Annotated in this window: 24 protein-coding genes; 2 read left to right on the forward strand and 22 right to left on the reverse strand. The window is 61.8% G+C overall.

Annotated features, from left to right (window positions below; all coding sequences use genetic code 11):
* Positions 1-8: 8 nt before the first annotated feature.
* From CKW30_RS02985 to CKW30_RS03005, 5 genes are read right to left on the reverse strand one after another with little or no spacing between them, the layout of a single operon-like run.
* On the reverse strand, positions 9-653 hold the full coding sequence (locus CKW30_RS02985) for a tetratricopeptide repeat protein (RefSeq protein ID WP_041478760.1): 645 nt from the start codon (positions 651-653) through the stop codon (positions 9-11).
* Positions 650-1,459, reverse strand: a complete 810-nt coding sequence (locus tag CKW30_RS02990; RefSeq protein WP_095179828.1) for an SDR family oxidoreductase — start codon at positions 1,457-1,459, stop codon at positions 650-652. The genes CKW30_RS02985 and CKW30_RS02990 overlap by 4 nt, the downstream gene beginning before the upstream one ends.
* Positions 1,446-2,120, reverse strand: a complete 675-nt coding sequence (locus CKW30_RS02995; RefSeq protein ID WP_056785591.1) for a TenA family transcriptional regulator — start codon at positions 2,118-2,120, stop codon at positions 1,446-1,448. The genes CKW30_RS02990 and CKW30_RS02995 overlap by 14 nt, the downstream gene beginning before the upstream one ends.
* The gene (locus tag CKW30_RS03000; RefSeq protein ID WP_095179829.1) at positions 2,120-3,598 is read right to left on the reverse strand and encodes an AMP-binding protein; all 1,479 of its coding nucleotides are present in this window, start codon (positions 3,596-3,598) and stop codon (positions 2,120-2,122) included. The genes CKW30_RS02995 and CKW30_RS03000 overlap by 1 nt, the downstream gene beginning before the upstream one ends.
* A complete protein-coding gene (locus tag CKW30_RS03005) occupies positions 3,588-4,265 on the reverse strand; it encodes a thermostable hemolysin (protein ID WP_056785596.1) in 678 nt (225 codons plus the stop codon). The genes CKW30_RS03000 and CKW30_RS03005 overlap by 11 nt, the downstream gene beginning before the upstream one ends.
* 206 nt (positions 4,266-4,471) lie before the next feature.
* Here CKW30_RS03005 and CKW30_RS03010 point away from each other — a divergent pair, with 206 nt between their 5' ends.
* Both CKW30_RS03010 and CKW30_RS27430 read left to right on the forward strand, forming a co-directional pair.
* Positions 4,472-5,023: a cytochrome b gene (locus tag CKW30_RS03010; protein WP_095179831.1), complete on the forward strand. Its 552-nt coding sequence runs from the start codon at positions 4,472-4,474 to the stop codon at positions 5,021-5,023.
* 132 nt (positions 5,024-5,155) lie between these two features.
* Positions 5,156-5,284: a hypothetical protein gene (locus CKW30_RS27430; protein WP_095179833.1), complete on the forward strand. Its 129-nt coding sequence runs from the start codon at positions 5,156-5,158 to the stop codon at positions 5,282-5,284.
* A gap of 7 nt (positions 5,285-5,291) precedes the next feature.
* On the opposite strand, the gene CKW30_RS03020 is transcribed toward CKW30_RS27430, so the two are convergent.
* The 17 genes from CKW30_RS03020 to rfaH all read right to left on the reverse strand — a co-directional run bounded on the left by CKW30_RS03020 (position 5,292) and on the right by rfaH (position 25,826).
* The gene (locus tag CKW30_RS03020) at positions 5,292-6,608 is read right to left on the reverse strand and encodes an MFS transporter (protein WP_323620709.1); all 1,317 of its coding nucleotides are present in this window, start codon (positions 6,606-6,608) and stop codon (positions 5,292-5,294) included.
* A gap of 309 nt (positions 6,609-6,917) precedes the next feature.
* Entirely contained in the window at positions 6,918-7,592 is a 675-nt protein-coding gene (locus tag CKW30_RS03025; protein ID WP_056785602.1) for a polysaccharide lyase family 7 protein, read from the reverse strand.
* A 27-nt stretch (positions 7,593-7,619) separates the two neighbouring features.
* Positions 7,620-8,804, reverse strand: coding sequence for an MFS transporter (locus CKW30_RS03030; RefSeq protein ID WP_056785604.1), 1,185 nt, complete (start codon positions 8,802-8,804; stop codon positions 7,620-7,622).
* Positions 8,805-9,212: 408 nt separating this feature from the next.
* Positions 9,213-10,691 (reverse strand): family 16 glycosylhydrolase, encoded by a 1,479-nt coding sequence (locus tag CKW30_RS03040; protein ID WP_095179841.1) that lies wholly within the window; start codon positions 10,689-10,691, stop codon positions 9,213-9,215.
* Between the two features lie 30 nt (positions 10,692-10,721).
* Complete coding sequence (gene galE / locus CKW30_RS03045) at positions 10,722-11,777, reverse strand: UDP-glucose 4-epimerase GalE (protein WP_095179843.1); 1,056 nt, start codon at positions 11,775-11,777, stop codon at positions 10,722-10,724.
* Between the two features lie 31 nt (positions 11,778-11,808).
* Positions 11,809-13,227 (reverse strand): oligosaccharide flippase family protein, encoded by a 1,419-nt coding sequence (locus CKW30_RS03050; protein ID WP_095179844.1) that lies wholly within the window; start codon positions 13,225-13,227, stop codon positions 11,809-11,811.
* A 17-nt stretch (positions 13,228-13,244) separates the two neighbouring features.
* Complete coding sequence (locus tag CKW30_RS03055) at positions 13,245-14,174, reverse strand: glycosyltransferase family 2 protein (RefSeq protein WP_095179846.1); 930 nt, start codon at positions 14,172-14,174, stop codon at positions 13,245-13,247.
* Positions 14,168-15,475 (reverse strand): O-antigen ligase, encoded by a 1,308-nt coding sequence (locus CKW30_RS03060; RefSeq protein WP_095179847.1) that lies wholly within the window; start codon positions 15,473-15,475, stop codon positions 14,168-14,170. The genes CKW30_RS03055 and CKW30_RS03060 overlap by 7 nt, the downstream gene beginning before the upstream one ends.
* A 1-nt stretch (position 15,476) precedes the next feature.
* Positions 15,477-16,583, reverse strand: coding sequence for a glycosyltransferase (locus CKW30_RS03065; protein ID WP_095179849.1), 1,107 nt, complete (start codon positions 16,581-16,583; stop codon positions 15,477-15,479).
* Positions 16,580-17,659: a glycosyltransferase gene (locus CKW30_RS03070; RefSeq protein ID WP_095179850.1), complete on the reverse strand. Its 1,080-nt coding sequence runs from the start codon at positions 17,657-17,659 to the stop codon at positions 16,580-16,582. The genes CKW30_RS03065 and CKW30_RS03070 overlap by 4 nt, the downstream gene beginning before the upstream one ends.
* Positions 17,660-17,670: 11 nt before the next feature.
* The gene (locus CKW30_RS03075) at positions 17,671-18,378 is read right to left on the reverse strand and encodes a WecB/TagA/CpsF family glycosyltransferase (RefSeq protein WP_095179852.1); all 708 of its coding nucleotides are present in this window, start codon (positions 18,376-18,378) and stop codon (positions 17,671-17,673) included.
* A complete protein-coding gene (locus tag CKW30_RS03080; protein ID WP_095179853.1) occupies positions 18,375-19,733 on the reverse strand; it encodes a UDP-glucose/GDP-mannose dehydrogenase family protein in 1,359 nt (452 codons plus the stop codon). The genes CKW30_RS03075 and CKW30_RS03080 overlap by 4 nt, the downstream gene beginning before the upstream one ends.
* Positions 19,734-19,779: 46 nt before the next feature.
* The gene (locus CKW30_RS03085; protein WP_095179855.1) at positions 19,780-21,171 is read right to left on the reverse strand and encodes an undecaprenyl-phosphate glucose phosphotransferase; all 1,392 of its coding nucleotides are present in this window, start codon (positions 21,169-21,171) and stop codon (positions 19,780-19,782) included.
* A 66-nt stretch (positions 21,172-21,237) separates the two neighbouring features.
* Complete coding sequence (locus CKW30_RS03090; protein ID WP_095179857.1) at positions 21,238-23,547, reverse strand: polysaccharide biosynthesis tyrosine autokinase; 2,310 nt, start codon at positions 23,545-23,547, stop codon at positions 21,238-21,240.
* Between the two features lie 2 nt (positions 23,548-23,549).
* Positions 23,550-24,083, reverse strand: coding sequence for a polysaccharide biosynthesis/export family protein (locus CKW30_RS03095; protein WP_056785638.1), 534 nt, complete (start codon positions 24,081-24,083; stop codon positions 23,550-23,552).
* A gap of 12 nt (positions 24,084-24,095) precedes the next feature.
* The gene (locus CKW30_RS03100) at positions 24,096-25,256 is read right to left on the reverse strand and encodes an outer membrane beta-barrel protein (RefSeq protein ID WP_095179859.1); all 1,161 of its coding nucleotides are present in this window, start codon (positions 25,254-25,256) and stop codon (positions 24,096-24,098) included.
* A gap of 51 nt (positions 25,257-25,307) precedes the next feature.
* Positions 25,308-25,826, reverse strand: a complete 519-nt coding sequence (rfaH, locus tag CKW30_RS03105) for a transcription/translation regulatory transformer protein RfaH (RefSeq protein ID WP_056785643.1) — start codon at positions 25,824-25,826, stop codon at positions 25,308-25,310.
* Positions 25,827-26,139: the final 313 nt, after the last annotated feature.

The following is a 26,139-nucleotide window of genomic DNA, read 5'->3' on the forward strand; positions in this document are numbered from 1 at the left end:
CACTCCTTTCAGTCGAGTTTCTTGTTCACGTCCACCAGCAAGGCGTCGATCTCTTTACGACGCCCGGCATCGGCACTTTCGCGGCCCGCACGGGGTGCGGCTTGTCTGGCCTTGATCAGCGCTGCCTTGGCTTCAGCGTAGCGCTTCTGACGGTAGAGATGGTCGCCCCAGAAGTACAGACTGTCGATGCCATCGGGGTTGAGCTGCAGGGCTTGTTTGAGCAATTGCTCGGCCTTGTCGCTGTCGCCGAAGCCGATCGGCCAGCCCGGTACCCGATCGTACAATGCAGCGAGGCTGGTGTATGCCGAGCCTTGCAGGGCTTTAGGGTCAAGCGTCAGGGATTTTTCCAGGTCCGCTTTGGCGTCCTTGGCTTTGCCCAGGGCACCGAGCCCGCCCTCGGCACCGGCCCAACTGCTGGTGACGATGCCTTTCCAGATCCAGGCTTCGGCCACATTCGGACGTTGCGTGGTGAACGCGTTGGCTTCGCTGGCCAATTGCTCGAACGCCGCGGCGCGCTGCTTTTCCGCGACCTCGTATTGAATGTGCGCCCAGTTCTGCTGGATGCCGGTGAGACGTTGCTGATCAGCCGGCTCAAGCGCCCAGACACTTTGACTGAGGGCGGCAAACAGCAGGCATGTGGAGAGTTTTTTCATGGCTTTGAAGCCTCGTTGTCAGGTTTTTCACTGAGACGGCGGATCAGTGGCAATTGCTTGCGCAGACCGCGATCCACCAGATGCGGAAGTAAGCTGTTCAAACGGACGAAAAATCGCTCCGGCCAGCCTAGGTAGAGATCACGACGGTCGCCGGCAATCGCATGCATCACTGCCGACGCCACGGTCTGCGGATCGTCAACGCTGGCCTTGAGGGCATCGTTCAAGGCTTGCGCAGCGGCGCTGTTCATCGAGGTGCGGGTGGCCCGGGGCGCGACATACAACACGCTGACCCGCGTGTCGGCCAGCTCGCGGCGCAACGCCTCGGAGAATCCGCGCAGGGCAAATTTGCTCGCGCAATAGCTGGCGTAACCGGGGTAGCCGATCGAGCCATAGGTCGAGCCGACGTTGACCACCATCGCACTGTCAGCCTGCTTGAGCAGCGGCAACAGCATTTTGGTCAGGCAGATTGGCGCGCTGATGTTCACCGCCAGCATCGCGTTGATGTCACTGTCATCGAGCTGTTCGAGCATGGCGAAGTGATTGACCCCGGCGGCGTTGATCAGCAGGTTGATGCCGCCGATGGCGTCGGCGGCGGCCAACACTTTGCGCCGATCGCTGAGGAAGGTCAGGTCGGCGGCGACCCAGCACAGGTTCTGCGGATACCGCTCAAGCAGCGGCAACAGCGCCTCCTGATGCCGCGCCACGGCCAATACCCTGGCACCGGCGGCGCACAAGGCACTGGCGATGGCCAGGCCGATGCCGCCACTGGCACCTGTCAGCACCACGCGGGCTTCATGCAGCTGCATATTGGGCCTCAGCGTCGCGGGGCAGATCACGGAACATGTCGGTGTAGAGCCGATAGACGACTTTCGAAGCATGAATGACCGCCGCTTGATCGTCAGGGTCTTCCAGCTGATTCATCAACCGCCGATAGGTCTGCATGTGCTCGATGTCGAGCGCGCCGTGGGAGCTCAGATAGCTGAATGCCGTTTCCGGCAGCGCCAGGCGATCGCGAATGCTCCCCGCCGCGTGGGTCGCCAGGGCAATGCTGGTGCCTTCGAGCACGTTCACCATGCCGAACAGACCCACCGGATTGCCCCGGGCGATCAGGTCGTAGAGAAAACTGACCATCAGCTCGATTGACAATGACGGCTGGCCATCGCGCACGGCGTCGCGATCACCACCACAGGCGGCAATGTCGTTGAGCACCCATTGTTCGTGGCCGTATTCATCCTCAATGTACTCGCACACCGCTTTGCGCAGCCATTCCAGGCGCGTCGGCAGGCGTGCACCGCAAGCCATCATCAGCGGCACGGTGTGGCGCACGTGGTAGTAAGCCTGGGCAAGAAAAGCCCGATAGCTGTCGAGGCTGACCTTGCCTTGCAACGCATCGACGATGATCGGCAGGTTGAACAGCTCGTGGCGTTCGCGTTGCGTGGCTTCTTGCAGAGTGTCGAAAAAACTCATTATGCGGATTCCTCGGAAGTGGCGGATTCGGTCAGTTGCGTGCGGTACTGCGCGATGATGGCGTCGCGGCGCGGCCGGCCATTGGCGGTGAGCAGGCCGTTGGCGGCGGTGAAGGGCTGCGCCAGGCGCGTCCACTGATGCACCTGGGCGTAATCGGGCAACGCCTCGTTCGCTTCGGCGACGGCAGCGGCCAGCTCGGCATCGGTGCAGTCCGGACGATGCGGCCAGAGCAGGGCGTGGTTGTGCGGCATCGCCTCGCCATAGACGAACGCTTGAGCGATGTGGCGGCGCTGGGTCAGTTCCGACTCGACCCATTCCGGGTTGACGTTTCGCCCGTAGCTGGTGACGAATTGGTGTTTTTTGCGGCCCTTGAGATAGAGAAAACCTTCCGGATCGAACTCACCGAGATCGCCACTCGGCCACCATTGATCGGTATACGCCGGCTCCCCCAGATAACCGAGCAACACCGAACCCTTGATCAGCACTTCACCGTCCTCGGCCAACCGCACCTCTATATGAGGCAGAGGGCGCCCGACGCTGCCCGGACGGCGCGCGCCGGGGCGATTGAGGCATACGACCGAGGCGCACTCGGACAAGCCGTATCCCTCGTAAACCGCTAACCCGACCTGTTGCGCGCGGTGCAGCAGATCCGCTGACACCCGCGCGCCACCGACCGCGGCGAAGAGCAAGGTTTGCGGATCGAAAGCCTCCTGTTCAGCGGCGCTGACCAGAACTTGCAGCAGCTGTGGCACGAGTATCAGGCTCTCCGGCGCACGCTTGGCCAGATAACCGAGCAGGCGCGCAACATCGATGCCGCTGGCACCTTGAATGCCGAGGGTTGTCTGGCTTGGCAGGCTCAACACCGCACCGGCGTATAGCGCGGCATAACAGCCCAGGTTCTCCAGCAGGATCGCCAAAGGCAACAGCGCCAGATGGTGCTCCGGTCCAGCGGTTGCGCTTGCCTGATCAAGCTCCCGGGCAACTCGCAGGAAGCTGTCGGCGCTCAGGCACACCCCTTTCGGCGTGCCGGTGGTCCCGGAGGTAAACGTGAGTTTCGCGGTGCCCGCCGGCATGCGACTCGGGCCATTGAACGAGCGACACCAGAATTCACCTCGTAATTCATAGCCCGCCGCCAGCAGCTCGGCTTGCAGTTCCGGCTCGGCGATCACCCGTTCGGCCTGGCTCTGCTCCAGACAATGGGCGCGCTGCGCGGCACTGAAAAACGGTGGCAGCGTTACGCAGGTCAAGCCTTCGAACAACACAGCCAGATCCCAAAGCATCGCGTCGACGCCGTTGTCCAGCGCCAGCGCAATCACCTGCACCTGCTCATCGCGCAGGCGCTCCTGGCGATACAACACCTCGGCATACAGCGTGGCGTAATCTATTCTCAGCGTGTCGCCCCACAGGGCTGAGGCGTTGTCATTGCGTCGGGCATGGTCGCGCAGGGTTTCCTGGAAGCGCTGCAATTCAAGCGACATGGCAGGCTCCTTCAACGGAAGTCGGCAAACCCAGGCGAGTGAACAGGCCAATATTGCGCAGATGAACAAATCCCGCGCGAATGTTGCCGACGTGCACCCAGGGTTTGCTTTCGTAATAACTGCCCCAGTGTTGACGCTCGTCACCCAGTCGCTGTGGATCAGCGGCGCACAATGTCACGGGCTTCAAACCGAGGCGATGGAAGCTGTTGACCAGTCCGATGTTGCCGGTGAAGGTCACCCATTCCAGGCCGCCCATGGCCAGCAGATAGGTGATGGCGATGATGCTCAGGCGCGCACTGCCGGTATCGCTGGCGGCGAGGTTGCCGACTTCGACAATGACCTTGCGATCCACTGCACGACCGGCGGCGGCGCTGATCAACGGCTCGATCGGTTCATCCAGATAGCGCTCGAGAAACAGTGCCTCCAGATGCGCTCGACGGACCCCGGCCACTGCGCACAACTGGCCATCGCTGTTGTGCATGCCGAACAGCTCGGGCATGAAATGGCGGATTTCGGCACCGTGAGCCGTGCGAAAACGCTGCTGGATAAAGGCTTCGAAGGGCGCGCGCAGCTCGTCCTCCGGCAACGCGTTTCTCAGCGTCATCGGCAACGATTCGGCCTGGCCGAAGTGCAAGGGCAGCGGGATGTTCCAGTCGAATTCGGGCATGGGCAGAACGCCTCCCTCAATGGGTTTGAGCGCAGTATCCAAGCCATTTCTTAACGAAGTCTGAAGATGAAAAACCGTTAACCGCAGCGCCGATCTTCAGACTCCCTTAAGGCTGGGCAAGCATGGTTAGCCTTGATTCAGGGCAACCGGATCGATAATTTCGAGCGAGATGATCGTCGCTCCACAACAATCACGAGGCGTTTCCTATGATTCGCGACACCGCTGTAACCCGTTATGGAAAACTCTCAATCATCCTGCATTGGCTGATGCTGGCGTTGTTCGTCGGTGTGTATGCGTGCGTCGAAATCAAAGGCTATATGCCCAAAGGCAGCGAAGCACGCGGCCTGCTGATGGGTATGCATGGGCTGTTTGGCGCAAGCATCTTCGCGTTGGTGTGGATTCGTCTGATCGGCCGATTGACCCCGCGTCCACCGATCACCCCCAAACCGCCGGCGTGGCAGACCGCAGTTGCGCACCTGACGCACCTGGCGCTGTATGGATTGATGATTGTCACACCGCTCCTCGCGTGGTTGATGCTCGCGGCGGGCGATAAGCCGTTTCCGTACTTCGGCTTCCATGTGCCGGCGCCGGTGGCTATTGATCCGGACCTGGCCAAACAACTCAAGTACTGGCACGAATGGATTGGTAGTGCCGGCTACTGGCTGATCGGCCTGCACGCGTTGGCGGGGCTGTTCCACCATTACTGGGTGAAGGACAACACGTTGCAGAGGATGCTGATTGAGCGTACCCGCTCTTGAGGCAAGCATCTTGCGCTGTTCGCTGAAGGTAATGCTCGCCGTAACTGAAGCGCATGGCTGCGGTGGAGTTGAAAATCCGGAACTGCCAGCCCTCGCCGATGCCGAAATAGCATCGACAACGAGGGCAAAGCCATGACTGAAGAAAATACCGAAGTGCCGCAAGAAGTACCGGATCAAACCACCCCGGCGCATTCCACCGAAGAAGAGCGCGAGCGCTTGAAGGACTTCAACAAGGACGGCATCCCGCCGGGCAGTTGCTGATCAGCGGTCACCGTGGCTGCGTCACCAGTTCCCCGCTGATCGCATCCATCATCGCCGGGTGCTCCTCAGCGGCCACGCGCAAATCCTCGGTGACCCGCAACTCCGCACCTGTCGGTGAATAGGTGGCTGCCGCCGTGAAAGGTGCGGGGTTGGCCGGCACCGGGCGTTTGCCGCGGCGCCAGAAGAAAAAGCTGACCATGCTCAGGTTGACCACCGCAAATACCCAGAACAGGCCGTTGGCGCCGAACGAGTTCATCACCGGCGAGATCATCATCGGACTGATGGCCGAGCCCAGCGAGTTGATCAGCAGCAAACCCTGAATCATCGGCACCAACGCTTCGGCCGGCGCGCGGTCGGCCGCGTGGCTGACGGCCACCGGGTACAGCGCGAAGACGCCGCCACCGAGCAGAAACAGCATCGCCGCGAGCATTGTCGAAGACAGCGGCAGCAGCACAATCACCAGCGATAATGCCGTGCATGCCACCGTCAGAAGCGTCAGCACCTGCAAGCGATCCGTGCGGTCGGACCAGCGTCCGACCGGATACTGCAGCAGCATCGCGCCGAGGATCGTCCAGGCCATCATGCTGCCGACTTCTCCGACGTCCAGACCTCTGCGTTGCAGATACAGCGGCAACAAGGTGTAGATCGCCGCGATGGTCACCCCCGAGCCGAAACAGCCGACCAGCCCGGTCGGCGTCACGCCCAGCAGTTGCCGGGGCTTGAGCGGTTCGACCTGATCGAGCAGCGGCGATACGCGCGGCAGGATCACGATCGGCAGCACCGACAACGCAGCAAGCATGCCGGCGACCATGAACGGCGCGCTGTCACTCATGCCAGTGATGGTTCCCAGCGTCGCCTGGCCCAGAACGCCGGCGCCATAAAGGACGATCATGTACAGCGCGAGCAAGCGCCCGCGAATCTTCTCGTCACCGGCCAGCAGCAGCCAGCTTTCGATCACCAGAAATACACCCACCGTGGCCCAGCCATTGATCAGGCGCAGGACCAGCCAGCCCCAGGTGTCGTAGAACAGACCCTGCAACAGGATCGTGACGGCAATCAGCGAGGCGAAGCTGCCGTAGGCACGAATATGGCCGATGCGCAGAATCAGCCGGTCGTTGAACACCGCGCCCAGCGTCAGGCCGATGAAGTAGGCCGACGAAACAACTCCGATCATCGTCGCCGAGGCACCGGCGGCGTCCAGGCGAAGGGTGGTCAGGGAAGACAGAAAACCATTGCCCAGAGCAATAATGAACAGCCCGAGCAGGGGCGCCAGCGCCATGGCCAGCAAACGCGGAGACATAAAAACCTCAAGAAAATCGAACAGCGCAACGTGCGCCACTGCGCGTGCGGTTGCCAGGCTGGAACAGGTGTTGTGCAGGGGGTCTGCCGATCGGGCAGGGCGGTGGCGTCGGACGACATGGCCAGCCCTGCAAGTTCGCGTCTGTGACCAGACGCGCGATGCGAGAGCGCGGGATTCTACGGCTTACGCAGGATTTGCCAATAGCTGACGGCTGCGACGTTAGGACGCAGGCTGTTTTGAGGTTCGAGAGGAGGCTGAAAACTAATCATCGGGCTGAGCTCCGACAAGGGCCATGCATGCAAAAGCTATGCAGGCCCTTGCTCGTTTCAGCGCCTAAGTATGCGATATCAACAAATCACTGATGATGCAGATCGAGCCATCCTCTGGCGGGGTGGCGTCGGTGTAGTCGATCTGGTTGTAGACCCCGCCGTGGAAATTGAACACCTGCGAATTCCAGGTTGAGTCGAGCTGCAAATCACCTGATGTACCGACAACGCCGTTGTAGTCGACGGTGACTCGAGCTACGCCGGCAGAGTTGGCGCGAATGGTCACCTTGAATTTCGCGCCCAGCGGTACGCCCTTGAGCACCGTGGTGTTGACCGGGGTGGGCTGGTTGAAACTCTGGCGGAAGCCCATGGTGATGTTGCCTTTCTGCCAGAACACCTTGATGGCGGGGCTGTCGTCGTTTTTCACATGCATCTGCGAAATAACGACTTTCTGCGCAGAGTTGACCTTGGTCACGGTCATCTCCTGATAGTTGAGGTGGTCAGCGGCACTGGCCAGCGACCAGTAGAACGATTCCTTCCATTCACAGCGGGTGCGGTGGGTGCTCTTGCTTGAGGCGCCTTTGGTCGGCGCGGACAGTTGCAGGGATCCGTCGGGCAGCACCGTGACGATGCTCGGGAACTGCGCAATGGCCTCGGCGCCGTTGAGTTCCAGTGCCACCGGATTGGTTGCCGAGACGGGTACCGGGGTGGAGAGGGTGAGATTGCTGATGTTTACGGCCATGGTTTGTACTCCTGACGATAAAAATCATTAGCGACCCAAGCCTTCGGTGGATTGGCACATCTGTCTGCGCGGACTTTCACCATCTCTTGGGCACAGCACCATAGCGGCGCATGCGGCCGCCGCGAAAACACAAAGGGCAACGATTACGCCGGCAGCCTCCAGCACAGCGCCGAAAACCGGCGTGCCAGCGGTCTGACCGAGCGCCAGAAGCAGAAACGGAATGCCCAGTCCCAGGTCCGGGCGGTCCGGCAACAAACGAATGCCTTGCAGCAGATAAACGCCTGAAGAAACGATGTAGGCCGCGCCAAACAGGCACATCGCGGCGAGGCCCGATCCGGCGGAAACTGATGCGGCAGAAAGGCCCAATGTCCCGAGCGCGATCACGGCAAGCGCCAGATGCTGCATGCGTGCGACACCGAAGCGGCCAGTGAGCACGCCGGTCATGCAGCCGCTGATTCCCGCAGCGCCCAATACGATCCACGCCCACGCAATCGCCTGATCGGAGAAACCAGCCTTACTGCGCAAAATATCGGCGCCGAATGTCCAGATCGCCGTGCTCGCCAACCCCATCAGGAATGCACTGGCGCACAAAGGCAGTACGCCGGGTCGACGCAGCATTGCCAGCGAGAAGTTCTGCGCGACGTCACGCTCGACCCGGCGCGGTACCGCAAACCAGAGCCAGAGCGTAACGCCGATGCCGATCAAGGCAAACAGGGCATACAGCTGGCGCCATTGCCCGGCCGCCAATATCGCCGCAAAACCGGAAAAAACGATTCCCGCCGCTGTCCCGGCATTGATAAAACCATTGGCCCGCGGGCGATCCGCATCATCAAGACGCGCTGCCACCGCGCTGGCCAATGGCGGCGAAGTCAGACCCGTGCTCAATCCCGCCAGCGCCACACCACAGCCCAACGTCAGCCCCGACGAGGCCACAACCACCAGGCCCATCCCCAGCGTGGCCGCTGCACCGGCCATCACCGTCAACCCGCGCGGACTGATTTTGCCATTGCAGACAAACGTCGCAACGATGCCCACACAGTAAGCGGCGAACGCACTGCCACCGATCCATCCGGCAGCGGTCACGCTGAGCGTCAGATCCTGACGAATCTGTGGTAGCAGCAGTCCATAGGCGAAGCGCGCCAGGCCATAGGACAACGCCGTCAGCGCGAACGCTGCCGCGACAAGATTGAGGCTGCGCCGGTCAAGACTCACGGTGAAATCGGATTGCTGGCAGGAAAGGTTGTCTCGACCGCATGCTCCGGTCTGGACCAGATGCGATCGGAGTTGGAGGGATCATTAGCCATGAGTGTCCTCGAGGATGTCTGTTGCTGGAGTGGTTATCGATTCTGATAACGGACTTGCACTTGGGTTTGATGATTTTCCAACACAGCCGATGGATGGTAGAGCAAAGGGCGAGGGCAGCTCTCGGTTGGCTGGGCGCACATCAACCTTTGCGAGCAGGATCGAGGGGTTTTTGCGGGTATCGAGGGGCGGGGGATGGCGCTTGGAGAGAGGCGAGTTAGTGCAGGACGGCACGCCGGAAGAACTGCGCGAGCGTCAGGGAGTTTTCCGCGCGCGGTGGCGGATGCAAGCGAGGGTACAAAACCGTTGAACACAGCACTACTGCGCTGAGCGCGTCCAGACCCGCACGTAATCGATGCGAAACACCGACGGCAGGTCAGCATCGTCGACCACGCCGAACCAGTCCCACATCGCTTCACTGTCGAAGACGATTTGCATCGGGAAATGCCAGTAGCTGTTCTTTGCTTCCCGGACGAGTACGCCGTCGACATACCAGCGCAAGGTCTCGGGTTGCCAGTCGAAACCGTAGACATGAAAGGTACTGGCCAGCCGCCAAGGGGCATTCCACGTGCTGCCGGAACTCAGGTGTTGATCATTCTGCGGTCTGGCCCAGACATGGGCGTTCATGTTGTACCGGCGGTCGAACGCTTCGTTGCGGGTTTTGCCGCCGATTTCGAAGATGTCGATTTCCGTGGCGTTTTCCGGCAGCCCGGTCCACGCCAGCCAGAACGCACTGGAGCCGGCAGAGTTCATCGGCTTCGCCCGGGCTTCGTAATAGCCGTACATCCCCCGTTCATGGGTACGCACCATCGCCGAACTGTAGTCCTTGTAGCCCAAGGCGACGTATTTCTCGGGGAGGGTCTGTTTGCGGAAGGTGATGTTCAGATTACCGCTGCCGACCTTGGCGTTCTCCGGCAAAAACAGCGCCGGTTTGCGCCCGAGGGAATCGGTGCCGGTGGCGTTGTTGACGTGCCAGCGTTCGGCATCGAGGGCGCTGCCGTTGAATTCGTCTGACAGCCGCGTATCGCGTGTCCAACCGCCGGCATTGGCCTGGTCCGATAACGGCAGATCGGGCGTAACGTGCGTCGGGGTCGGTCCTAGCGGACCGATGCGGGTCCACGCGTCGACCTGTTGCGGCATGGCGACCGCCCATTTCTGCGCCAGATACTCGAACACATTGCGGCGTTCGTCCTGGCTGCTGAATGGGCGGTCATAAACCAACACCTCGGCGATGTCGCCTCGCAGAATCTCCGAGGTGCCCACCACATTGCGCGCCACCGCGAACGGGCCGATCGGCACGTCACTGGTTTCCAGCAAGGCCAGGGCTGGCTCGTAGGCGCTGGTCTGCTGCACACTGATGCCGAAATTCGGTGCGACGTTATCGTTGTCCGCCAGTTGCGGCCGCGAGCTGAACAGGCGCTGCCAGGCCTTGCCGCCGGCCTGCTCGGGCAGACGCCGCGAGACGATAAAGACTGTCACCGGGCCTTTGCTTGTGCGGATCGCCTGGCCCATGAACGCCGCCGTGCCGCTGAAACGCACCACGCCGTGGCCGTTGAGGGCGTTGTCGACGCGCGTGGGCAATGTCGTCGCCGCGCGATTGTCGACGACGACTTCATTGCCCTTGCCGGATTTGTCCCGCCAGCGCACGACCTGATTTTGCCCCTCCAGAGTCATCGAGGCGGGATCATTGCCGTCCAGCCACAGCACCAGTCCATCGGTGACCGGTCGTGGAATATTGGCGCTGACGCCAGCACTCAGCAGCAGCAAAACCAACAGCAAGCATGGTGATCTGTTCATGAGTCGTCCCTAACATGGATGTGCGCCGGTTCAGCTGCCCACCGCCAGCAGCGGCGCCGGTTTCGGGCGGTAGCCCCATGGGTTGCTGGTCTGCCAGCGCCAGCTGTCGATGAGCATTTGCGTCAGCTCGCGTTGTGCCCGCCAGCCCAGCTCGCGCCCGGCCTTGCTCGCGTCGGCGCGGCACTCGGCGACATCACCGGCGCGGCGGGCGGCGAACCGGTAGGGAATGCGCAGGCCGGTGACGTCTTCGAAGGCGCTGATGATCTGCAATACGCTGTAGCCGGTGCCGCTGCCGAGATTCCATACGTGCAGGCCATGCTCGTCGCCTTGCAAAACCTGCAGCGCCTTGAGATGACCTTCGGCCAGATCCAGCACATGGATGTAATCGCGAATACAGGTGCCGTCGACGGTTGGATAGTCGTTGCCGTAAACGGTCAACGCCGCGCGCTGGCCGCTGGCGACCTCGGTCAGGCACGGCAGCAGATTGTTCGGTCGACCGCTGGGTGCTTCGCCGATCAGCCCGCTCTGGTGCGCGCCGATCGGGTTGAAGTAACGCAGCACAGCGATGTTCCAGCGTGAATCGGCGAGGGCAAGGTCGCTGAGCAATTCTTCGATCATCAACTTCGAGCGCCCGTAGGGATTGGCCGGTTTGCCGGTGCCGTGGTCTTCGATGATGGGCATGCGGGCGGGCTCGCCGTACACCGTCGCCGAGGAACTGAACACCAGATTGAACACGTGGGCGCGGGCCATCGCCTGACACAGGTTCAGCGTGCCGAACACATTGTTGGCGTAGTAATCCATGGGGCGGCGCACGCTTTGCGCAACGGCTTTGAGGCCGGCGAAATGCAGCACTGCATCAATCGCGTAGGTGCTGAAAATCTCTTCCAGCAGCGCGGCGTCGCGGATATCGCCCTCGATGAAATCGACGTGCGAATGACTCAACAGCTCCAGCCGTGCGACTGCTTCGCGGCTGCTGTTGCACAGATTGTCGAGGATCAGCACCGAGTGTCCGGCTTCGATCAGTTGCAATGCCGTGTGCGAACCGATGTAGCCGGCACCGCCCGTGATCAACGTGGTTTTGCGCATGACGACGTACTCCATTGCGAGGAAATGCAGCTCAGCGGGCGGTGAACACCAACTTGAATTCTTGCGGCCAGCGCGGGTGCAGCAGGCTGTAGGCCAAGGCATAGGTCAGCGTGCCGATGGCAATGTCGCCGGCCAGGTGCGCATAACCGGACAGGCCGGTCTGCCGCGACAGCCACATCACCACGACGACCATCACGAAAGAGGCAAGCAGGCTGCGGTAACTGGACTGAAAGAAGCTGCGCCAGTCGTAACCGATCGCGGCGTGCAGGCCGCGTACCTGCAGCGGCGTGATCAGCAGCATGCGCAGCAGCAAAGCCAGCGCCGCCGCCATGCCGCCGTAGGTCGCGCCGAGCAGATACACCAGCGCCAGCGCGAGCAGGGTGGTGGCAACTTCGGCCTTGAGCGTCAGGTGCGTGCGATTGACCGCCACCAGCGCAGTAGTTGCATACAGCGCCAGATTGCCCAGCGCCGCCGTACAGGCGAGCACTTGCAGCAAGGGAATCGCGTCGGCCCATTTCGCGCCGAAGATCAGCAGGATGATGTCTTCGGCGGTCAGGGCGATGCCGAAGAACAGCGGCGTGAGCACGAAGCCGCTGATCGCCGTGGAATCGCTAATCATCCCGATCAGCCGCGCCGGTTCGGCACTGCGCCGGGCGAACACCGGCAGGGCGTAACTCATCAAGCCGTTGCAGATCGCCGAGCGCGGCAGGTCGATGATGCGCATGGCCAGATTGAACATGCCCACCGCGTGCGCCCCGGCAGTCAGGCCAAGAATCAGATTGACGCCGCGTTGCAGGGTTTGCGAACTCATGACATTGACGCAGACCGGCAGACCGGCGCGCAGCACTTCGCCCAGCACTTGGCGGTCGATAAGAAAGGGAATGCGCCGACGCTCGCTGCGCATCAGTACCAGTGTGGAAACGCCGTCCATGATCAGCGCCTGGGCAACCACCGCCCACGGGCCGAAACCCAGCATCGCCACGGCCACACCGCCAACCCCGCCCGCGACTTTACCGAGCAAGGTACGCGAGGCCAGCAACTTGAAATTGCCACTGCGGCGCATTTGCGCCACATACACCCGCGCCATCAGGGTGAAAAGAATTTTCACCGAGGCCACGGCGGTCATCCAGCGCAGCGCGGTGGACGGCGTATACAGCACGACCGCCAGCGAAACCGACGCAATCGATAGCAGACTGACCAGCACGGCAAACCAGAACACGCTGCTGATGTGTTTGTCCTCGACACGTTGCAGGCGCACCAGCGGGTCTTCCAGCATCGACGAGAATAGAATGCCGACCACTTCGACCACGGCGATGATCAGCGTGCCGATGCCCAGCTCCGTCGGCGTCAGCAGATGCGCGTAGACGACAAAGGTAATCATCGACAGAAAGATCAGGCCGAACTTCTCGGTGAAAATCCATACGAGGGTCATCAGGCGACGGTTGGCCATGGCGCGATCCCTGAAATTCAGCGGCTGTTGCCCAGGCTTTTCAAGCAGGCGTAGAGGTAGCGCAGGGTCGGTTTGCCTTGGAAGAAAAACAGCGTCTGCCACGAATGCCCGAGCATCTGCCGGAACACCTCGATAACCCGTCGATGATCGCCGCGCCGGGAGAAGGCATTGAGAAATTCCGCGTGATTGGCGAGGACGAAATAGATCCGTTGCTGTTTGTTCAGCCGCGTGCCGTAACGCGCCAGGTACAGCTGGATGAAGCGCAGCTTGTGCGGGTAATACTTGTGCGGTTGCGCGGTGATGTTGGCGGCATTGACGGCGCGCCAGTGGAGGATCTGCGGCACGCTGTGGATCTCGCTGATTTCCGCGATGCGCGTCCACAACAGGCGATCTTCAGCGAAGCGCAGGCTCTGATCGAAGCCGCCAATGGCGACGATGATCTCGCGCAGGACGAGTACGCCGGAGGTGCCGTTGATGATGTTCTCGCGCATGAAGTCGGCAAAGTGCTCGCCGTGTTTACAGCGATCCTCCAATTGGCGTTTGCCATCACTGAATTCGCTCATCTGAAAGCAATCGATCAAACCGACTTTGCGTCCCTGTCGGGTCAATTCCGCGTGCAGTGCCAGTTGTTTTTGCAGTTTTTCCGGATGCCAGCGGTCGTCGGCATCAAGGAAAGCGATAAAGGTTTCTTCGGCGCTGAACACGCCGCGATTGCGTGCACTGGCCGGGCCTTGGTTGGGCTGCTGCAACAGCACGATGGGGAAGGGCGCGGCGTACTGCCTGACGATCTCTGGCCCGGCATCGCTGGAACCGTCATCGACGACAATGACTTTGTCCGGCAGGCGGGTCTGTGCGCACACCGAGTCCAGTGTGCGTTGAATGCTGGCGGCGGCGTTGTACAGCGGAATCACCACGCACACGGTGACTGCCGAGGGATCATTCAGCATGGGCGTTGCTCCCGGAAAGTGCCGCGCATTGGCCGAGCATTCGCCGCTGGCAGCGGCTGCGGACGGGCGACGAGGTGATGGCGGAAGGTCAGGCTGAGCACGCAGAAAATCAGGAACTCACCCGAGCGGTAGTTGGGAATCACATAGGCGACGTAATTGGTAACGACGAACAGGCCGATGATCACCAGCGCACAGGCCTGATAGCGCGCCGACTGATCCGCCGTGATTGCCCGATAGCGCTTGCTCAGGGTCTGGGCAAACATCAGCAGCAGGGCGATCAACTGGATCAAACCGCCGTTGAGCAGGGTTTCAACGTAGCCGCTGTGCGCATTGCCGATATAGCCCCAGCGCGTGATAAACGCATCGGCATCGGCACTGGCCCAGAACGCGCCGAAGCCGTAGCCCTTGAGAAATTGCGCATCGATCAGCGGCTGCAACAGCTCCCAGATCAACGTGCGGTCAGTGAGTGACGGGTCGCGGCCGACCAGTTCCAGCAGCATGGCGTAGTTGGCGTAAAGCACCCCACACAAGAGGAAGAACACCAGCGTGGCGGCGGTGAAGGCCAGCAGTGAGCGGTTGATGCGCAGCCGGATCAGCGTGATGAAGTAGGCGTAACTGGCGGTGCCGGCGACGATCAGCGCAATCGCCGTGGCTGACTGCGCCAGACCGATGGCGATCAGCGCGAACAGCCCATACAGCATGGCCAGCGGGTTGCGCTGGCGGATCATCGGCAGCAGCAACAGGATCGCAATCGCGTTCAGGCGTGCGCCAGCGTTCTTTTCCGCGAATACCCCGCGAAAGGCCCCGTCACGGATGCCGCCGGAAATAAAGGCGATGTCCGGGCGAATCACGGCGAAGATCAACCCGACTAGCGCCGCTGCACCGATCACGCAGCCGAACAGAAAAGCGATCCGCTCGATGCTGTAGCGCCAAGCGATAAAACCGGCAAAGAACACCACGCTGAGCAGCGCAACGAAACGCTTGAAACTGAGCATCGGCTCGCTCGACCAACTGATCGACGCCGCCACGCAGCCGAGAAACAACAGCAAAAACAGGTTCTGCCGGTAGAAACTCTTGCTGAGGAACACTTTGTGGCGAATGAAGAAGAACAGCGGCACCAGCAACGTCAGCAAGCCGCAGACCTGATTGGCCAGATTGCCTTCCAGATCCTGCTGGGCATCGTCCAGCGTGCTCACATTACCCAGGCGCAGAAAGAAGCCGATCACTTGCGTATAGAACAGCACGCCAAACAAGGTGAAGGCGTCGGCCAGTGTCGAATAACGCACTTGCAGGCGGTTCATCTCAGTGCCTCCCGAGTAACGCCTTGAGGTAGGTCTGCACCGCGCGGCCGCTGACGAAGCGCGCGGCGGCATCAATTCGCCGCTGGCGATGCAGGGCTCGTGGCGCGGCCATTTGTGCGCTGATTGCGCTGGCGAGCGCGGCCGGATCGTCCACCTCGACCAAGGGGGCGACGGCGCCATCGCCGAGGATTTCCTGCGGGCCGTACGGGCAGCGGGTCGCCACGACCGGCGTGCCGGTCGACAGGGCTTCGACCAACGCGTTGGGGCTGCCCTCGAAACGCGACGACAGGACGAAACAGTCCGCTCGGGCAATCTCGGCGATAGGGTCACTGGCGTATCCCGGTAGATCGCAACGCTCTGCGACGCCGAGCGCTGTCGCTTGGGCCAGCAGTTCGCCGCGCAGGGCGCCTTCGCCGAAGATGATCAGCCGCGCATTGCCTTGCGGCAGGCGGGCGAAGGCGTCGATCAAAGTGTCGAAGCCTTTTTGCTGCGCCAGGCGTCCTACAGCGACGATCACCGGAGTGGTTTTGGCCTTGAGCCAGGGATGGCTGGGCGCGGCGGCGGGTTTGTCACGAAAATCGTTGTCGAGCACCGGGTTGTCAGCGGTCGTCACATCGCGCGCGCGGGCGATGGTGGTGTCGACCAGATCCTCGGCGACGCCTTGTGACACGCAGATCACCGGGTTGGGAATCAGCCGGTACAACCACGGCGCCAGCCAGTAGGCGAGCTTGACCGACAGCGCCGGGTTGACGTGTTTGTCACGCGAAAAGGCATTGCGCTCGCTGACATGCAGCCGCGCCAGCGTCCCGGACAGCGCGGCGGCGGCAATCGCCACGACGTTGACGTGTGTGAGGGCGGCCAGTTGCGCGTCGTACTGATTGCTGCGTAAAAACCGTGTCAGTGCCGGCACAGCCGCCGCGCTGCGCGGACTGTCGAGCAGCACTTGCCTGACCCGCGGATCGAGCGCCGGCTGATTGATGCCGGCACCGGTGAGCATCAGCAGCGTGACTTCGTTGCCGGCCTCAACCAAGGCACCGGCGAGGCGCACCATCATTTTCTCCGCGCCGCCGGCGCCGAGGTCCTGGAGGATGATCAGCAGCTTTTTCATCGGTTCCACACCTGGTAATAAGCCTGCGCGGCGTACTGGCTGGTATAGGGCAGGATCGCGTCGCTGACTGAGCGTCGGGGCGGCGGCTCGGGTTCGCGGCTGGCCAGACTGTCGAGCAGCGCCTCGGCCAGGGCTGGCACATCGTTGACGACGACCAAACGCCCGAGGCGTCCATCGTCGAGCAACTCGCGCGGCCCGCTGCCGCAATCGGTGGACATCACCGGCGTACCCAACGCCAGCGCCTCGACCAACACCGTCGGCAAACCTTCGTGCAATGAGCTGAGCACCAGCAACTGCGCATGGCGGATCAGCGGATAGGGATTGCGCAGATGCCCGGTGAAATGCACCAGGCGTTCGATGCCCAGCCGTTGTGTCTGCGCTTCAAGCGCTGCGCGCAACGGGCCGTCGCCGGCAATCACCAGATACGGCAGCGGGCGTTGTTGCGCCGCCAGCGCGTAGGCGTCGAGCAGCAGCGCGAAGCCCTTGGTTTCCACTAGCCGGCCGACCCCCAGCCAATAATGATGGGGCACGCCACCGGGCAACGGCGCCTGTGCCGCGCGCAACAGTTGCTCGCTGATCACCGCGTTCGGGCAATAACGGATGCGCGGCTGGCCCCACGGCATCAACCCGGCAAGGGACTGGCGCAGACCGTGGGACACCGCGACCACCTTGCCGCTGCCGCACAGGTACAGCGCGTACAACAGACGCAGGCTGGCGCGCCCGGTGTTCTGCTCGGCGCAATCCAGCGCGGCGTGGCGGGTGTAGATGACTTTGCAGGCACTGCCCAGGGTGGCGAACCAGGTGCAGAGATTGGCCTGCTCCTTGGCGCCAATCAGGTGCGTCACGCTTTCGCGGCGAATCAGCCGGCGCAACAGCACGATCGACTTTAGCCAGCCCGCGAGCCCACTGCCGCCACCGGCCATGCTCGGCGCGCCGTCGACGTTGGGCGAGTCGCCGTTCATGACGAAAAAACTCACCCGCCGTCCGTCCGCCAGAAACTGCTCGGCGAGGCGTTGCTGCACGCACTCGACGCCGCCGCCAGTCTGGTAATCCTTGAGCGTGAACAGAATATGCATCGGCACAATCCTCATGGGGCAGTGACATTGATTGCCACTTGCTGGCGCAGAATCAGTTCGGTCAGGCGCAGGGCATTGCTCGGGTAGTCGAGCAGGTAGCGCTTGATCGTGTGCGGCTCGCGGTACATGCGGTAGAAGGCGCGCAGGTGCAGGCGGTTGATGGCGTCGGGGTAGTAACGCTCGCCGGCATCGGCTTCCTGACGAATGAAACCGCCGCAGGTGAACGCCACGCCGCTGAAGCCACCACGCAGCGCATCGAGGACAAAGCGCTCCTGCAGACCGGCACCGAGCCCGACCAGCAGCAGGTTGGCCCGCCGTCGACGGATATCAGCCTGAAGCGCGGCGCCTTGCTCGGCATCGAAGTACCCGTTGTGCGCGCCGACCAGTTGCAGGCGCGGGTACTGCATGCCGAGCTTTTCCACGAAACGATCAAGCTCGGCCTGCCGCGCACCGACCACATAGACGCGTTTGCCGCGCTGCTCGGATTCACGCAACACCGGATCGGCAATCGAGGTGAAATCGAAACTGACCCGCTGCACCGCGCGCCCGGTGATGCGCGACATGAACCCGGACATCAGCATGCCGTCGCAGAAATACGCCAGCGACGGCGGCGGCTGGCGGATGAAACTGCCGATCGAGGCGAAGTTGAGAAAGGAGAACGCCCGGTTGGATTCCAGCAGGGCCGGCGAATAACGGTCGAGCAATTCCAGGCGGATCATGACGCGAGATCCTGTGCTTCAGCGGCGCAGGTTGGCCGGCCGACGCTGATGTAGGTGAAACCGCGTGCGCTGAGGCGTTGCGGATCGAACAAATTGCGGCCATCGAAGATCAGCGGATTTTTAAGCTGGCGGGCGAGCAGTTCGAAGTCCGGCGCGCGAAACGCTTGCCACTCGGTGACGATCACCAGCGCGTCGGCATTTTTCAGCGCCGCCTCTTTGGTGCCGGCCAGCGTCAGGTCATCGCGCGGGCCGTAAAGCTGCTGCGCCTGTTCCATGGCTTTCGGGTCGAATGCCTGCACATTGGCGCCGGCTCGCCACAACGCCTCCATCAACACGCGGCTGGGCGCTTCGCGCATGTCATCGGTGTTGGGCTTGAAACTGAGGCCCCACAGCGCGAAGGTCTTGCCTTCCAGCGCACCGTTGAAGTGCTCGGCGATCTTGTGGAACAGCGTGCTTTTCTGCTCGTTGTTGCGCGACTCGACTGCGCGAAGCAGGCGCGCATCGATGTCGACGCCGTGGGCGGCGTGGATCAGCGCGCGCACATCCTTGGGAAAACACGAACCGCCGTAACCGATGCCGGGATAAATGAACTGGTAGCCGATGCGCGGATCCGAGCCGATGCCATGGCGAACCATTTCGATGTCGGCGCCAAGCTTTTCGGCAAGCCCGGCCATCTCGTTCATGAAGCTGATCTTGGTTGCCAGCATGCAGTTGGCGGCGTACTTGGTCAGTTCGGCGCTGCGCACATCCATGACGATGATTTTTTCGCGGTTGCGATTGAACGGTTCGTAGAGCTCGCGCATCAGCGCTTCGGCGCGCGGGCTTTCGGTGCCGATGATGATCCGGTCGGGGCGCATGCAGTCGTCGACCGCGCAACCTTCCTTGAGAAATTCCGGGTTGGAAACCACATCGAAGGTCAGCGCAGCGCGGCCGCTCTCGGCGAGGATTGCACTGATGCATTCGCGTACCCGGTCCGCCGTGCCCACCGGCACCGTGGATTTGTCGACGATGATCTGCTCGCCGCGCAGGTGTTCGCCGATGGTACGGGCGACGCTGAGGACATGTTTGAGATCCGCCGAGCCGTCCTCGTCCGGCGGCGTGCCGACCGCGATCAGCAACACATCGCCGTGCTTTACCGCAGCGACCAGACCACTGCCGAATTGCAGACGGCCGCTGTGATGATTGTCCCGCACCAGGCTTTTCAGACCCGGCTCGTAGATGGGCAGAGTGCCGTCGTTCAAGGCCTGCACCTTGGCCGCGTCGACATCCACACACAGCACGTTGTGGCCGACCTCGGCCAGCGCGGCGCCCTGGACCAGTCCGACATAACCGATACCGAATACACTCACATTCATGGGAAAACCTCATGCGTGGCGGGGTGGGCCAGAGCGCTGGCCGCTGTCAGTAGATGTTTTTCGAGAACAGGGTGAAGGGCGTCTTCAGGAGGATCTTGATGTCCAGCCACAGCGACCATTGATTGATGTAATTGAGGTCTTGAGCGACCCGGCGCTGCATCTTTTCCACGGTCTCGGTTTCGCCGCGATGCCCGGTGATCTGCGCCAGACCAGTGATGCCAGGCTTGAGCCGATGCCGTGCCATGTAGGCGCGCACCTTGCCGGTGTAATAGATGTTGTGGGTGACCGCGTGCGGACGCGGCCCGACCAGCGCCATGTGGCCGAACAGCACGTTGAACAGTTGCGGCAATTCGTCGATGGAGCTGCGTCGCAGAAAGCGTCCCAGCGGTGTGACGCGGTCGTCGTCGCGGGTGGCCTGACGCACTTGCTGATCGTTGTGCACGCGCATCGAGCGAAACTTCCACACGCGAATCACTTCGCCGTCGCAGCCATGGCGGTTCTGCTTGAACAGCACCGGCCCCGGCGACGTCAGCTTGACTGCGATGGCGACGCCGAGCAGCAGCGGACTGAGCAGAATCAGCGCTACCGCTGCGACGCTGCGTTCGAACAGGTCCTTGCAGAACAGGCTGCCGGGGTGCGAGGTAAGCAGGCTTTCGTTGAGATAGATCGCCGGCATCCGCTCGATTTCGGAGATCGAATGATTGAGCAAGACCATGCTGCCCAGATCCGGAATCCACACCACGTCGACGTTCATGTCGAGCAGATTGATGTACAACGCTTCGATCGTCGCCGCCTCGGCCATCGGCAGCACGATGTACACGCGCCGCGCCTGCAAACGGGTGATGATTTCGCGGATGTCCTCGACCTCACCGAGCAGCGGCAGGATGCTCGGCGCCGGGCCGCTGTCGGCTTTCGCAGCGACAAACCCGAGCAGTAACGCGCGATCCGGGTCGAGGAGTTTGCGCGCCAGGTCATGGGCGGTCGGGCAGGTGCCGATGATCACCGCGCGGCGCTCGTTGCAAATCATTTTGGTGTACATGCGCACGAACAGATGCAGCGGCAGAAACGTCGCCGCCTGGGCGAGAAAACCGACCACCGCCCAGACAATCACCACCTGCCGGGAGAACAACGCGCTGGTCTGGGTGACGAAGGCGATGCTCATCAGCAGTCCGAGCAGAATCAGCCAGCCGGCCAGCAAACGTCCGAGCCCGACCAGCAGACCATGGCGCTTGTGGTAGACCTGCACCAGGCCGTAGACCGGCATCGAGCCAAGCACCGTGAGGATGATCAGTAGCCGGTATTCACTGGGCAAGGCGCCGATGCGCCAGTGCACCAGAACAATCAGCAACAGATTGACCAGGGTCATTGCGCACAACCATTGCCCCCAGAATGTGAGGCCGCGACGGTGTGCCATTTGCGCGGAATATTGCGAGGTCATCGGCGCGATCTCCGATTCGTCGAACAGGGAAGGACAGGCTGCGGCCGGGCGGCACGGCCCGAAGGATCAGCGCGGGGCGAAGTCGTAGTCGTAGAAGGAACGGGAATGGCCATGGCCGTACTTGCGCGCCTTGCGCAGATCGACCTGATTGAGCACCACGCCGAACACCGGCGCTTGGCTCTGCTGCAACACGGCAATGCTCTTGCGCACCTGGCCGACCGGCGTGCTCTGCGCCTTGACCACGTAGATCACCGCATCGGAATGCTGCGCCAGCAACAGCGCGTCACTGACGATTTCCGCTGGCGGCGAATCGATGATGATGTGCCGGTAGCGCGACTTGAGAATCTGCAACAGCCGACCGAGGCGCGGTGAGCTGAGCAAGTCCTGCGCGGGGGCCACGGCGTTGCTCGAACTGCTCGAGGCTTTCAAGCGTGGTGCCTCGAACGGGTCCAGCGCTGCGGGCGTCAGGCAGCCGGCCGGGAGCATGTCCAGATTACCGACACTGCGAATGCAGTCTTCCAGCCGCGCGCTGCCGGCCATGAGGTTGGCGAGGCCGGGGCTCTGCGGCGGGAAATCGAAATTCAGCGACAGCGTCGGCTGCCGCATGTCGGCATCGATCAGCAGCACCCGTTCCAGTGGCGCCAGTGACGAGGCAAGGTTGTTGGCGATGGTACTTTTGCCTTCGCCCGACACCGAGGAAGTGACGAGCACCACCTGCGCCGGGCGTTCGTTGTTCTGCAGCATCAGCCAGGTGCGCAGGTTGCGGATGGTTTCGCAGAAGCGCGGGTGGTCGTTGTCTTCGAACAACCGCGCCAACTGCCGCCGGCTCTTCTTCATCACCAGCGGCACGACGCTGAGCAACGGCACATTGAGCAGACTCTCGACGGTGTCGTCGGTCTTGAAGGTGTTGCTCAGCGTATCGAAGAGGAAGGCGAGGGCGACGCCAACCACCGCAGCGACCAGCGCAACAATCGCGAGAATCAGGTTCTTGCGCGGTTTGCTCGCTTCCAGCGGTGCGATCGCCGGGTCGACGATGCGCGCCTTGGCCGAATCCATGTCCGAAGTGGCGGCGGTTTCCTTGAGGCGGGTGACGAAGGTTTCGTACAGCGCCCGGGTGCTGTCGACTTCACGCTGGAATTCGCGCAGCTGGAATTCCTTGCGCGAAATGTCCTGAATCTGCGCTTTGTTGCTGTTGAAGGATTTGCGCAGGGCGTCTTCGCTGGCCACCGCCAATTGGTATTGACGCTCGATGCCGGCGACCACTTGCTGCACTTGCAGACGCAGACTGTTGGCGGCGGTGCGCTGTTCGGAACGGGCGGATATCAGCGCCGGGTGTTTCGGCCCGTAGCGGCCCGACAACTCCTCGACTTTGGCCTGAGCCTTGGCCAGATCAGCCTGGAACTGCTGAATCAGCGGATTGCTCAGCACTGCCGGCACGCTGGACAAACGACTGATGTCGCCGTTGCTCAAGGCTTGCGCCTGACGGAACTGGCTCTCCGCTTCGGCACGATCGCGGCGCGCATCGATCATGCGGTTGCCGGTCATCTGCAGCTCGTTGGCACTGATGGTGGCGACACCGTCTACATCGACCAGACCCTGTTCCTCGCGATAGGCCTGCAACTTGTTTTCGGCGACGCGCAGGTTGTCGCGCAACTCGACCAGGCGGGTGTTCATCCAGCTGGTGTTGTTTTGCGAAGACTTCAGGCTGGTGTCCTGCTGGCTGTCGATGAAGCCTTGCGCGAGGGCGTTGGCCACCGCCGCAGCGAGTGCCGGGTCGGGCAGTTCGACGTCGATCTCCAGCAATTGACTCTTGCCGACAAACTTGACGCTGGTGTGCAGCATCAGGTTTTGCGTGACGTCGTTGAACACTTGCTCTTCGGTCGCTGGCGGCTTCGGCGGCGGCAGCAGATCCAGCCATGGCAGCCATTGGTCGCGATTTAGCTCCGCTAGCCATTGGCGCGGGGTGAACCAACTCTGCGCCTGCTGGCGTGGATCGGTGATCGGGTTAGTAGTCAGGCCAAGTTTGCGCACGGCGCGCTCGGCCAGTTCCCTCGATTGCAGCAGGGCTTGCTGGGTCTGCAAGTAATCAGTGGTGGTGGCGCCGCCGGATTCGGCGGCCTGCTGAAAACTCAACACCGGTGGCGTCTTGTCCTTGATCAGCAACGTCGCACTGCCGACGTATTGCGGCGTGATGAACGACAGCGCCACCACGGCCAGCGCGCAACTGAGCAGCACAAGCCAGGCGATGTTCCACTTCGCCGACCAGATCACCCGCCACAGATGCAGCAGATCAAGGGTGTCCGACTCGTCGGCGGCTTGCGTTGGCAAGTGGCCCTGGAGCGGACGTTCGAGGTAGGTGCTTGGGCTGTTGTCCATGATCAGAAAAAGCCTTGTGCAATGGAAATGGTGTCGCCGGGGGCGATGACGGTGGTGCGCGAAATGTTCTCAGTGACCGGTGGGCCGCCACTGCCGCGCAGGATCGTCACGCGTTTCATCGAGGCGCGTTCGGTCAGGCCGCCACCCAGGGCGATGGCTTTTTCCAGGGTCAGGCCGGGCTGAAACGGATAGCTGCCGGGCTTCTGCACCTCGCCGTTGATGTAGAACGGGCGGTACTCGATCTGGCTGAGGCTGACTTTCGGATCGACCAGGTAGCCTTGCTTGAGGCCGTCGACGAGCTTTTGTTCGACCTGATTGGGCGTCAGGCCCTTGGCGACGATTTCGCCTAAAAACGGATAGGAAAAGGTGCCGGCATCGTTGAGGCGGATCTTCTTGAAGCTCAGTTCCGGCTCGCCGAACACGATGATGCGCAAGACATCGCCAGCGGCCAGGCGGTAATGGGTGTCGGTGTCCGCCGCCTCGACCGTGGGCACTGTCCAGAGCAGCAACAACAATAAAATCAGGCGCGTGTGCATGGCCCAACCCTCCTAAAGACTGACGTCGAACGTGATCTGGAAAACATTGCGGGTGAAGCTTTCATTGTCGGCATCGGAGTCGTTGTCGCGGTGGCGGTAGGCGACTTCGACGTCCAGCCAGCGGCGCATTGCGTAATTCACGCCGAGTTTGTAGTCCTGCAAATCGTCGCTGCGGTCCTGGCCTTCGTAGACGTAATGGCCCATGCCGACTTCGGCAACGCTGGTGATGCGTTCGGTCCAGCCGTGACGCCAACCGATCTGGGTGAAGGTGGCTTTCACCGCGTCGGAGCCGTCGTCGCCTTCGGCCATGGCCTGGCGGGCGAGGAAGGTGAAGGTCGAGTAGGTGCGCGGTTTCCACGCCAGATCCACTTGCCAGGTCGGGTTGCTCAGATCGTCGGAACCGCTCTGGTCGAAATTCTTTCGCTCGTAACCGACGCGCAGCTTGCCGGTGGTTTTCGCTGTCATGTCCCATTCGGCTCCGGCCAGCACTGCATCGGAGCGGCTGCTGCGCGGGCTGTTCGATTGCAGGTAGTCGAAGCGGGTGTGGTCGTATTCGAGCAAACCACGGGTTTTGCTGCCGAGGCGGTGATACCAGGTGCTGGTCAGGTTGCTGGTGTTGCGCTCCTTGTCATCGTTGATGCCGTCGGCGTTGTCATAGCGAAGCTGTGCGTAACTGGCGCCGAGGTCGATCTGGTTCAGCGCACTGCGCGCGCCGAAGGTGTAGACGCCGCCGACGCGCTGGCTCTCGATTTTGTCGTTGATGCCGTCGACGGCGGTCGAGGTGGTGCGCTCGTACTTGCGTGCCTCGGCTTCGAGTTTCAGCCGATGCCGGTCGGTGAACTCCATGATGCTGTCGGCGCGCAGACGCTGGGCGGTGTTCGAAGCGTCCGAGGCGCTGTGATAGATGTAGCGGGTCGGCTCCCAGATCACCCGCGTGGCACTGTTGCGATCTTCAGCCTTGAGCTCGAAGGCCGGCGCCAGGCGGGTGACCATGGTCGATTCGACATCGTGTTCGACTTCACGAAAGTTGTCGTCGTAGCTTTCCGACAAGGCGAAGGTCGGGGTGAAATCGAAGCCGTACACATTGATCGCTTGCGGCTCAACGCTCCACGCGGCTTCGGGGGCACAGCAGGCGACGACTAAAACCAGGGAACAGCGAGGCTTCAGAGCCATGGATCACGCTCCTGATTAAGGGGGTCGGGGTCAGGGCGAAGCGGATCCGGACTATTGTCGCTGGCGTTCGAGGTAACTCAGCGGGACGCTGACGTGCTGTTGGCGGTTGAGGAAATTGAGCAGGATCATTACTCGCTCATCGCCCTGCATGGACAGGAACACGCCTTCGAGCGGGGACAGTGGACCCTGGACGATTTGCAGAGGTTCGCCGGGCTTGAGTGTCGGTTCCGCAGGAAAGCCGATCGACTCCTGACTGCGCTCACGCAATTGCGCGATCACGTCTTCATCGACCCGGGCGGGCACATGGTTGAATTCGACGATGCGGCTGACACCACGGGTCGAGCGAATCGGTGCCCAGTTGTCGTCGCGGCTCAGTTGAATGAACACGTAGCCGGGAAACAGCGATTCCAGTGTTCGTTGGCGTTTGCCACGAATACTGCGCTCGCTCATCAGCTGCGGCCGGAAGGTTGAATAGTTCTGTTGCTGCAGATTGAGTTGTGCCCGTTCATCCTGGCGGGGCTTGCACTGCAATAAATACCAGTTAGAGCCGTTGCGGCAAACCGTTAGCATGCTGGAGTACTCCATACATAGCGATCGTTTAAGCAGGGCGGCCGATAGCGTGGGACGAGCCGTCATGCTTGCTAGTAGGTAGTAGGCTGATCAAGGCAAAGTGCCGAGCCAGATGCATCAATGTTTATTGGCAGAAGAAGTGTTTCAAAAATGAATCAACTTGGTTGGTTATTGTTATATCCGTGGCCGTCTTGGCTATAACGAATCGGCGCGCTTTCATTCAGGCAAAGCTACCGCACGGTTCGCAGTTGCGACCTTCAGGATCCAATTACATAAGTAGCCGGAGAGCAGAAAAGTGCGCGGCGGCGCGAGC

The sequence above is a fragment of the Pseudomonas sp. Irchel 3F6 genome, from assembly GCF_900187595.1.
Classification (GTDB): domain Bacteria; phylum Pseudomonadota; class Gammaproteobacteria; order Pseudomonadales; family Pseudomonadaceae; genus Aquipseudomonas; species Aquipseudomonas siliginis.